Source organism: Serratia oryzae, from assembly GCF_001976145.1.
In the GTDB taxonomy this organism is placed as follows: domain Bacteria; phylum Pseudomonadota; class Gammaproteobacteria; order Enterobacterales; family Enterobacteriaceae; genus Chania; species Chania oryzae.
This window is the reverse complement of the sequence record NZ_MOXD01000010.1, coordinates 181,068-190,903: the sequence shown is the minus strand read 5'-3', so window position 1 is coordinate 190,903 and position 9,836 is coordinate 181,068. Positions and strand designations below refer to the sequence as shown.

Sequence of the window (9,836 nt, the reverse complement as noted above, 5' to 3'; positions counted from 1 at the left end):
CGAAATGCGGGGTTATTTCGCCAACCAACAAACCCCGCAGAACAATAAAATGCGGTCAAATATCAAATGTCCGCTCCTGTCAGGGAACGGACAGGTCTATGTAACTTGCCGTCTGCTATGAGCGAAAAGCGGAACTACCTCACCCCACAGGGGTTTATTTTCCCACCTGACAGACCTCCTTGATTCGTTGCTCCCCATAATCAAAGGTATTCCCAACAACAAAGTTAGATAGCGCTTCCCGAAGCTGTGTACAGGTTATACCCGCACTATGCAATGAACTGACCACATACGACCCCTTATCCTCGGTATAAAATCCGTGAGCAAGCTGTGACGGCGACCAGGCAGCACCGTGTGCTAGTATGTCGCGCATCACGAGCGTCAGTACTTGCGGATCGTCACCAATATATTTTCTTGCTCGATCGATAGCTTGTTCCAGCACCGGGTTATTCCCTTCTTTATCTTGATAATCAGCCCACTGCACCACATTTCTGTCTAGTATGGACTGGATCACAGCGCGGGGAGAATACTTAACTAAGAATTCCCATAGCGAATCAGCGGAACCTGCGGCTGGTTTTTCTTTAAGAATACTTGGAGTGGCGGCAATTTTATCCGCTACCGTCACCATGCCCAGCAGTGCTTCTGCCTGAATACGGTAAACAGGTTTTTCAGGAGGATGGTAGCCCCATAAAAATTGAATAAGCTCTGCATTAGCTTCCGGTATTATTCTGTAGTAAGCTTCATCATTCAGTAGTTCAGGCATCTTATCGAGGATAATTTTCGCGGTGTCCATATATTGTTTTTTTTGTTCTTCCGTAGGTGTAATTGAAAAATAGAACGGCTGATCTAACGGATTATTCGCGCGCAGAAAGTCTCGGTTGCTTTTTTCCTGTTTATTATCACCGTCCAGTTTCTCGGTAAACACACGAACCGCATTAAGATTATGATGCTTTACTGCTGTTGAAAAGATAGAACCGTTAAAGGCGTATGTCTGGAATGGATCAGCACCTCTAGCCAACAATTCCCGAAACGTCGCTTCAGGCATATTTGAATTAACAGCTTCAACCAACATTTCCTGACGAAACGTCACATTCTCAAGTCGCCGATTGAAACTCTCGCTTCCCTTACTCTGACCTATACTAAATAGTTGGTGTCTATCTCGTCCAGCCTGCAATTCTGTATGTAAATTTGGACTAATGGTATTAATAGTGATAAAAAACAATGCAAGGGAAATAATATGCCCACATAATATCCCTGAAATGGTAGAAGTACCTATTCTGAAGAAAAAATAGCTAATAACCACCCCTCCTAGTATTGCTCCAGTGGCAGTGGAAATTATGTTAAAGGATAGGTAGACGTTGTAAAAATCCAGCACCCACCAGAAAATTAACATGGCTAGAGCTTGAGGTAAAACCAGCCACAGGAAAAGGGATCTATACCATGAATGACTGGCGAATTTCACCAACAAAAATAGAGTCACAAACCCCATAAAAATAGGCAGTAACAACATCATTAATACTAAAAAAACATCAAACCCAGTTAAACTGATACTGCCTAGCATTGCTGATACTCCTTCGACTTATTTTCAAGATCCCTTGCCCGATAGATCTCATTATAACGGTTTTGGTTTACAGTAACAGTATTTACAGTGTATTTTCTCGATTAGCATGGAGCTTGGTTCACATGACACATATTTAATAGCGCTTCACGACTCATTGTGAGCGATTGAGAAAGTAGATGCAGGCGAAGGCAAAAAAGGAGGTGTGATGTTTACCCCGGAATTTATAAATGAAGAACGTGGTGAGTTTATCCTTGTAGCCAACCACAGCTTGGCATCCGCAGAATCTATACAATTCAGTATTGAATATAATCTTGCCAGAATATCCTACGGACAATCCCGGCTTCCACCGCACATTCGAACCTGCCGGGTCGTCTATGACATCAGAGGACAATCAATCCCTGACGCAGTCTTAGCCCAAGTCAACCGAGCGCTTGAACTAGTAGCTATTGTGGAGTTTAAACGCTGATGGGACTCCAGTTAATTGTAAAAGCAGATCGTAAGAAGATTGAAAAAGCTTTAGGGTCACTCACGTCAGAATGTGAAATTTTCCCGATTGCAGAAGGCCTATTTGGTATTTCAATACCTGAGCAAAGTATTTCATTCGTGGGTGAAGATATTGTTTTACATAAACTAGAACAACTAAAGTATTTTGACCTTTGGCAGGGTTCCTGGCAAGAATCCAAACGACGTTGGTTCTTGTGAAGTTCAGCTCAGAGTGAATTGCGGACATTAACGCTGAGTTAATGAATCGCTGAAAGCGGTAGCATTGTTATGTGTTAGTGTGTCTTAATCAGAAAGTATACAGGCTTATATTGACTGCCATACATCCTGTAAGGTTGAGTTTCTTTTGCATCCTGAAAGAAATCCTCAAAAGACTCCAAGTTAAAAATAGCGCTATTCCTTACAAGGGATAGAATGCCCTCTTTTTCTAGCAAGTATCCATTTTTTTTCAGCTTGCTTAATGGATTTAAATATTCATGATGATTAATTTTTGCAAGATCCATCCATGCGTAATTCTTACAATTGGCTAAATCCCATATATCTACAGCGTTGGGGCAGCCAGCTATCACAGGAACTCCTTTTTCCTCCCCTACTTTATTAAAAGCTACTAGCTCCCAATTAATGGTAACATATATTTCACCATCATCTGGATCATTAATTTTTGGCCTGCGCGGAAACATTACTAGCACATGAAACTGGTCATATTTATGAAGATGCCTTGAGATCTTACTCAGTTCTCGAGATACCCACGGAAACACTGGAGCAACATGGCTATATTGTTCCTGTAAAATCTGCTTTAGTGCTGGTACTAAATAGTACTCAGCGCTATGTTCACTAATGTAACTAGTCGCCATACATTTCCTTGTACAATAACGCTCCACCCACCGAGATTTTACTCATACCATACACATGAGAATTTGACCAGTAATTTGAGTCAACAAAAGGAATGATGAACTGAAGTCTTCCACAATGCCTAGGTCCGCTTTTGGCACTTAGCAGACCATCAGGGAGGGCTCTCCCAGTATGACTATCGCGACAGGCCATCAATAACGTACGTAGTGGTTACTCTCCCTAATTTCCCCCAATGCATTTAGAGTTGTTTGCTGTTTTTGTCAGCAACGCACGTCACCCTGCGGTTTTGCCCCACAGGAGTGAATGTGATGAAAAGACGAAACAGGGTGTTCCTGCTGGTTATCGGATGTGTGGCCTTATCGGCACAGGCGGCGACCGTGGTGTATACCGACAGCCAGCATCCCCCCACTGGATTAGGTGCCGGACATCAGGTGGTTTACCTGGATGCACCGGAGACGGTTCAACGCGAGGTGTTCGGTGAGCTATCGGCTGACCCGCGTCAGGCTGAACAACAGGCCAAGGCAATTCTACAGTCGCCAGACTGGCAACAGAAAGAACAGCGTATTGCACAAGCTTACCAGGGCGTTATCCAGGCCTATGGTCTTGGACTGAAAAAATACCCTGCCGTGGTGTTTGGCGACCGTGAGGTGGTTTACGGCACCGCCGATGTTGCCCTGGCTGAAGCCAAACGAGCCGAGTACAAGGGGGCACAATGAACCTTATTCCCTTGCGTCGCCACCGTTTGGCCGGCGTACTGCTGTTGTGCTGTGCGACACAACCGTTGACGGCCAGTGCAATCAACTCGGCCCAAATCATCGCCAGTGCGCTTTCCCCCTCCTGCCTGGAGTACCGGATTGCCGGTATCTGCTACTGGCTTAATTGCGGCTGGGGCGGGTGCCGCATCCTCACCTCCGTCAAAGTGAAACACTATATCCCCAATGCGGTGGTCTCCAGCTATGCCCAGACCGGTGATAACCCCTGGTCAGACGTGGCGATGCTCGGTACCGGTATTCCGGGACTTGCCGAGGGCGGTGGGAATAACGAACAGAAGCGGGGGTTGCGTAAAGACAACCTGCGTTACAAGAACGCCGATGCCATTGGCCATCCCGCGTTGGCCGCCCAGGTATTCAATAATTTCCTGGGCTCGATGGGCTACACCTGCTCTGGTTCGGCCACGGCATTTGTGCCGTATTTCCTCAGTACTCTGGATGCGCTGGCCTGGCGCAGCGGTGTCCCGGAAAGCGTTTACCCGGAGGCTGTCACCCCAGGGCTCAGGGAGGTCGGTTCGACCGGGGATATGTGGGGCAATGTCTACCCCCGCAGCGGGTTTGTCACCCAGGTCGATGACTACAAGACCGCTGCCGTGGTGGCCCAACGCACGGCAGACATTATCACCCGCACCGGCCAGGTACATGTCTATCACCCGATGACGGCCAGCAAGCGCGATGGCTACTGGCCCCCGGAGCCGGTGACCGAAAACACCGGCACCAAAAACCACAAATGGCAGCGTCTTGCCCCCGCCATCTCGTCTTCCTGTGCCGTATTCCCAGACAGTAGCAACCCGATAGCAACGGATGGCGCTTACGCCTGGGCACTCTGGCAACCCTATTCTTGCTGCCAGAAGCGCGGGCAGACGTTCCTTTACAGCACGGATTTCTAACTTGAGGGAGAGTATTTAATGACAGTGACAACATGGTTGAAAGCAGGGGCGCTGGCGAGTGCAGCCCTGCTGGTTTGGCAAACACCGGCATTTGCGGCGTTCAATCTCAGCGCCGAAGAGGCCAACGTCGGTTACGGCAAGGGAGTGAAGGGGGCGGTAAACGATAACCTGTTCTACTCCATCGGTGGCGGTACGGTGATATCCCAGCCGCCGAGTTCAAACAATATGGAGAAAATGGGACTTGGTGTCCGTTGGAACAATGACCTGATGTGCGGCAACTTCGATTTGAGTACCACGGTCAAGAACCAGCTCAACGGGGCGACGGACGGCTTCAAGAACATGATGGGGGACGTGATTAATGGGGCCACCGGCGCGGTGGCCAGCCTGCCCGCGATGATAATCCAGCGGGCGAATCCGGGACTGTACGAACTGCTGACCAACGGGGTACTGCAGGCCAATGTGGCGTTCGACAAAGCCCAGCTCAACTGTCAGACGATGTCGAAGAAACTGGCCGATTACACCCTGTCGGGCAAGTTGACGCAAACGGCGATTGGCGAGGAGTTTCAGAACGTGATTGCCAGTACGTCTGATGCGATCCGTGCAGATAACAGCTTGAAGAAATCCACGGGTAAAGAAGGGGTGAAATGGGTGGGGGGCCAGCAGCGTGGAGGGACGGGGCAGAAGGCCATCAAACCCACCTATGACATTGCCAAAGCAGGCTACAACATCCTCAACAAACAGCCTGCTACCAGTGATGCTGCGGTGAGTTCCAGCGCCTGTAATGGGGCGTTGTGTCAGAAATATAAAACCAGTGCTGAAGCCGCAGAGGCGGTATCGAAAGTTCTGGGGGATCGGGCGCTACGCACTTGTGTGAGCGGTAGCGAGTGCAACAGCGGTGGACTGGAAAATGAGCCAGGCACCTCTACACCGGGCGAGGGTTTTTCTCCGATGCTGGAAAAAACCACCAAAGAGAACCAGGAAACGCTGATCAAGCTGGTGAACGGTAATCTGGCTCCCAATGCCACCAATCTGGCAACGTTGAAAACCGGCGATCTGGCCGTGACCCGTGGTGTGATCCAGGCGTTGAAGGATGACCCGGACAATGGCGCGTTGGTGCAGCGTCTGGCTGGGGAACTGGCGATGGCCGACACCATCACCACCGCATTGGCGATGCGCCGTATGTTGATGGTGGGGCAATCGGAGCCCAGCGTGGCAGCACAAGAACCCATCGTTGCTGAGTCGGATCGCCGCCTGGAGTTTCTGGATCGTGAGATCCAGGCGCTGAAAAATGAGATGGAGATACGCAAAGCCATCAGCAACAACTCCATTCTGGTGGCGATCACCCGCCAGGAAGCGCGGGAAGTGGATAACAGCCTGCGCCAGGACAGTCAACAAAATGACAGCGCTGTCCAGGGGCTCAGCAACTCCACGGAGGAGTAATTATGGCGACCGCAAGAGTATTGAAGGACCAAGGCCAACCCGAGAAAAGGGGGGCGCGCCGGTGGCGTAGAGCGGCCGGTTTTATTGCCGGCATGGTGGGGGTGCTGCTACTGGCGGGATGTGCGACGGCGCTGGGGGTGTATCTGGCCGGGAATGAGACCGCATTGACGGACTGGCTGGAACAGGCCCGTGTGCCGCTGTTGTTCTGGCGGCTGACGCTGTACGTCACCGTGGTTGCCATGTGGTTTCACCGTGTCCGGGCAACGTTGTTGCGTCAGGCTCCTTCGCGGGGCGTGGTCTACCGCATTGAAGTGATGATGGTATGCCTGGCATTGCTGATTGAATTCACCAGTTACCGTTGGGGGATGTGATGACGACGGACAGTTATCTGGAGTTTTTCCTGGTGTTCCTGGGCTGGCTGATTAATAACGCCCTGTGGATCATCATTACTACCACCGGATTGTTTGCCTTGCCGCTGGCGCTGAAGGTGGCCGGGGTGTGGCTGAAGGTGCGTACTGAAGGGGATGACGAGGGCAACAAGGGGGCGCTGGCGTTACCCCGTATCGAGCAGGTGCTGTACGTGGCGTTCGTGGTGATGCTGTTCTGCGCCATGCCGTTTAAAGACGTGGACCTGACGGTGATGAAGTTTGACCAGACCCGTTCCCGGCAATGCGGTACCAATGTGCCCAAGCCCGATGAGTCGGGCTACGGTGGGTTGCTGAATGACTTTAACGGCCAGGTGGCCAAGGTGCCGATGTGGTGGTATCTGGTCCACAACCTGTCAAAAGGGGTGACCCATGCCGCCATTGCGTCCATTCCCTGTGGCAAGGAGCTGCGGCAACTGCGCTTTGAGGTACAGCATACGCAACTTATCGATCCGATCCTCCGCCAGGAGGTGCAGGAGTTTGCCAGCCAGTGCTATTCCAAGGCGTATTTCAAACTGAAGTCTACCCATGGCCAACTGACAGCGGCCACCATCAATGCGGTGGGGTGGATAGGCTCACGCTATTTCCTGAATACTGCCGGGTATTATGACTACTACACGTCGACGTCGCCCCGTTCGCAGTGGCCTTACAACGAGAGCCGGGACAGTGGCTACCCCGACGTGGGGCGTGGAGGCTATCCGAGTTGCAAGACCTGGTGGAGTTCGGCAGGGACTGGCCTGAAGAGTCGACTGTCGGCCGCTTATGACCCCAAGGTGGTCAACCGGATGAAAGCCAGGGACCCGGCCAACTGGGAGGAGAACCTGTTGCGCTGGTTGGTCAGCCCGCAAAATACCCTGATGTCCGGGGGGCATGAAACCTACATGGCAGGGAGCCAGCGGGGAACGGGTATCGATCTTGACAGTTCCTTCAAGCAGATGGTCAGCGGCCTGGGGGCATTATCGGCACAGTCGACCCAGTTACCGGCGTTCGATGCGCTGCGTCAGGCACTACCTATGGTACATGGTGTCCTGATGATGGCGATGGTGATCTGCATCCCGCTGGTGATGTTGTTCGGTACGTACGATCCCAAAGTGGTGGTCACGCTGACCTTCGCCCTGTTTGCGATGATTTTTGTGACGTTTTGGTGGGAACTGGGGAGTTGGATGGATGACCGGCTGATCGAGATCGTCTACACCGGCGCGAACGGTTATTACAACTGGTTCAGCAATGTTGGTGCCGAGGGCTGGATCATGAATCTGGTGCTGGGGTCGATGTTTGTGGTGCTGCCCGCATTCTGGTTTGGGGCTGTGAGTTGGAGTGGTGTGCAGGTTGGGGGAGTTATATCTCAATCACTCATGAATGCTTCTGATGGGAGCCGTGCCGCAGGTGCACAAGGTGGGAAGATCGCTTTAGAAACAGCTAAAACAGTAGCTACTAAAGGAATGAGTAAGAAATAGTGAAAAAAGATGAGTGGTAACAATGGATTATGTTATCGCTCATCGTCTTGGTCTGTTCTCATCCCATTTACATAGTATCCATAGCCGCTATGACCATTACGTAGTTCGCCTATTCCGTTCTCTTCTTTAATATTTTCAGATGAGTTGCTACTTTTTCCTGATGTGAAAACAAAAATAAAGGCAGAAAACACCATCTTTATGGCTTCTACTAATCCTTTAGCGATAACCCCCCAAATATCATCCTGTTGATTTGATGTCTTGTTGGTCATGGTCCTTAACCTCCAGAATTTTTCCACCCTTACATTACGGCAGATGCGTTATCGGGACAACCGGTTTGCTGCATAAAGTGTGACGCAATGTGAGACAGTTCATGACGCATTTTGAGTCAGGGCAGGGAATGATGCGGTAGGGAAATTATAAATTTCTCAATTTGAGTTAAGAATGGACTCAATGATTGATCCGTCGGAAGGTAAGCGTGTTTTCGGGGACTCATTTTTTCTCAATATGAGTCAATTCCATACTCAATCAGAGACAGCGTATGCTCAACATATCTTGTGATGACGGTTCGACCTACGTAAAACTTGCCTGGCTGGAACAGGGCGAAATCAAGACACATCTGTCGGGGAACAGTTTCAAGGATGGCTGGAGTCCGGCTATTCTGGGGACTGGAAGGGTGTTCAATTACACCGTTGATGGGAAGAAGTATTCGCATGACCTGGGGAGTACCGCGGCCATTGGCACCACACATGTCAGTTATCAATACAGCACCACAAACCTGCTGGCTATCCACCATGCGCTGCTGACATCCGGTTTGCCACCCCAGGACATTATATTGACGGTTACCCTGCCGGTGACCGAATTTTTCGATGCTGATAATCAGCCGAACGAAGTGAATATTGACGCAAAGAAAAAGAATGTTCTCCGCGATATTTCATTGAATAAAGGCGAAGTTTTTAAAATCATAGAGGTAAACGTGATGCCAGAATCATTACCTGCCGCATTGTCTTCCCTCATTGCCGATGGGGTTACGCCCCTGGAGCGTAGTTTGATTGTTGATTTAGGGGGCACAACGCTGGACTGTGGCATTATTCAGGGCGGATTTGACAGCATTAGCGAAATCAAAGGGAATGCTGAAATAGGTACATCCAGGATCACTCGTGCCGTGATGAATGCTCTGATAAGTGCGTCTACGCCAAGCAGCTACTATGTGGCAGGGGAGATCATCAAAAATCATGCTGATGAAGACTATTTGTGTACGTTAATTAATGACGTAGAGCAAATAGGCAACATCCAGGCAGTAATACAAAGGGAGTCTTCGTCCCTGGCAGAGAGTGTTAAAAATGAAATTGAATCCTTCAGTGGCATGCACCGTATCTATCTGACTGGTGGCGGGGCTGAGATTATCTATCCGTATATTAAGAAATACTTTTCCCAGCATAAGGTGAGCAAAATAGAAGAGCCGCAATTTGCTCTGGTCAAGGCGATGGTCAGGGCCTGACTATGGAGAGTAAACGGAAGAAAATAATCGCGTACCTGCATCCATCAATATATCCGCAGGATAAACTGACGCAACACTATGTTGAAAGCTTGCCTACGCAAGTTCGTGGTGATTTTTATCGTCAGTCTATTATTTGCGGGGCTGCATTATCGTCTATTGATCCTCGGTTGGTTAGTTTAATTAGTGTTTTTTTTAATGGGGAGGTAACAGCGGAAAATGTGATCAAGCTGATAGAGCAGGTGACCGGTAATCAATCCAAAACGGCAGCTACTTATGTTATTCCGGCAGTACCTTCCAGAGCTGAAGAGAATATAAAAACGGAAGCTAACCTGACAGAAAAAAAAGCTATTGCGAACCTGTCCATGTTGAAAAAATAAATTGAGTTATGCACATATCCACGGTCAGAAAAGCTAGTGCAGCCGGGGGCCACCCAGCACCCCGGTAA

The 9,836-nt window shown here is 49.8% G+C and carries 11 protein-coding genes; 8 read left to right on the top strand and 3 right to left on the bottom strand.

Annotation, left to right across the window (positions count from 1 at the left end):
- Positions 1-154: 154 nt before the first annotated feature.
- A complete protein-coding gene (locus BMI79_RS18010; RefSeq protein WP_076943470.1) occupies positions 155-1,558 on the bottom strand; it encodes a hypothetical protein in 1,404 nt (467 codons plus the stop codon).
- A 465-nt stretch (positions 1,559-2,023) separates the two neighbouring features.
- Here BMI79_RS18010 and BMI79_RS18000 point away from each other — a divergent pair, with 465 nt between their 5' ends.
- Positions 2,024-2,260: a BTB/POZ domain-containing protein gene (locus tag BMI79_RS18000; RefSeq protein ID WP_076943468.1), complete on the top strand. Its 237-nt coding sequence runs from the start codon at positions 2,024-2,026 to the stop codon at positions 2,258-2,260.
- A 74-nt stretch (positions 2,261-2,334) separates the two neighbouring features.
- Here BMI79_RS18000 and BMI79_RS17995 read toward each other — a convergent pair whose 3' ends face one another.
- On the bottom strand, positions 2,335-2,913 hold the full coding sequence (locus tag BMI79_RS17995; protein WP_076943467.1) for a hypothetical protein: 579 nt from the start codon (positions 2,911-2,913) through the stop codon (positions 2,335-2,337).
- Positions 2,914-3,219: 306 nt separating this feature from the next.
- Here BMI79_RS17995 and BMI79_RS17990 point away from each other — a divergent pair, with 306 nt between their 5' ends.
- The 5 genes from BMI79_RS17990 to BMI79_RS17970 are packed head-to-tail and all read left to right on the top strand — an operon-like array spanning position 3,220 to position 7,893.
- On the top strand, positions 3,220-3,627 hold the full coding sequence (locus BMI79_RS17990; protein ID WP_076943466.1) for a TIGR03757 family integrating conjugative element protein: 408 nt from the start codon (positions 3,220-3,222) through the stop codon (positions 3,625-3,627).
- Positions 3,624-4,571: a TIGR03756 family integrating conjugative element protein gene (locus BMI79_RS17985; RefSeq protein WP_076943465.1), complete on the top strand. Its 948-nt coding sequence runs from the start codon at positions 3,624-3,626 to the stop codon at positions 4,569-4,571. Before BMI79_RS17990 ends, BMI79_RS17985 begins: the two co-directional genes overlap by 4 nt.
- An 18-nt stretch (positions 4,572-4,589) precedes the next feature.
- Complete coding sequence (locus BMI79_RS17980; RefSeq protein ID WP_076943464.1) at positions 4,590-6,011, top strand: integrating conjugative element protein; 1,422 nt, start codon at positions 4,590-4,592, stop codon at positions 6,009-6,011.
- Positions 6,012-6,013: 2 nt separating this feature from the next.
- Complete coding sequence (locus BMI79_RS17975; protein WP_083704480.1) at positions 6,014-6,382, top strand: hypothetical protein; 369 nt, start codon at positions 6,014-6,016, stop codon at positions 6,380-6,382.
- Positions 6,382-7,893 carry a conjugal transfer protein TraG N-terminal domain-containing protein gene (locus tag BMI79_RS17970; RefSeq protein ID WP_076943463.1) on the top strand — a complete coding sequence of 504 codons (1,512 nt, stop codon included), beginning with the start codon at positions 6,382-6,384 and terminating at the stop codon, positions 7,891-7,893. Before BMI79_RS17975 ends, BMI79_RS17970 begins: the two co-directional genes overlap by 1 nt.
- A gap of 32 nt (positions 7,894-7,925) precedes the next feature.
- On the opposite strand, the gene BMI79_RS17965 is transcribed toward BMI79_RS17970, so the two are convergent.
- Positions 7,926-8,162, bottom strand: a complete 237-nt coding sequence (locus BMI79_RS17965; RefSeq protein ID WP_076943462.1) for a DUF3742 family protein — start codon at positions 8,160-8,162, stop codon at positions 7,926-7,928.
- 269 nt (positions 8,163-8,431) lie between these two features.
- On the opposite strand from BMI79_RS17965, the gene parM reads away from it, so the two are divergent.
- Positions 8,432-9,391, top strand: coding sequence for a plasmid segregation protein ParM domain-containing protein (gene parM, locus BMI79_RS17960; protein ID WP_076943461.1), 960 nt, complete (start codon positions 8,432-8,434; stop codon positions 9,389-9,391).
- A 2-nt stretch (positions 9,392-9,393) separates the two neighbouring features.
- Entirely contained in the window at positions 9,394-9,768 is a 375-nt protein-coding gene (locus tag BMI79_RS17955; RefSeq protein WP_076943460.1) for a plasmid partitioning/stability family protein, read from the top strand.
- Positions 9,769-9,836: the final 68 nt, after the last annotated feature.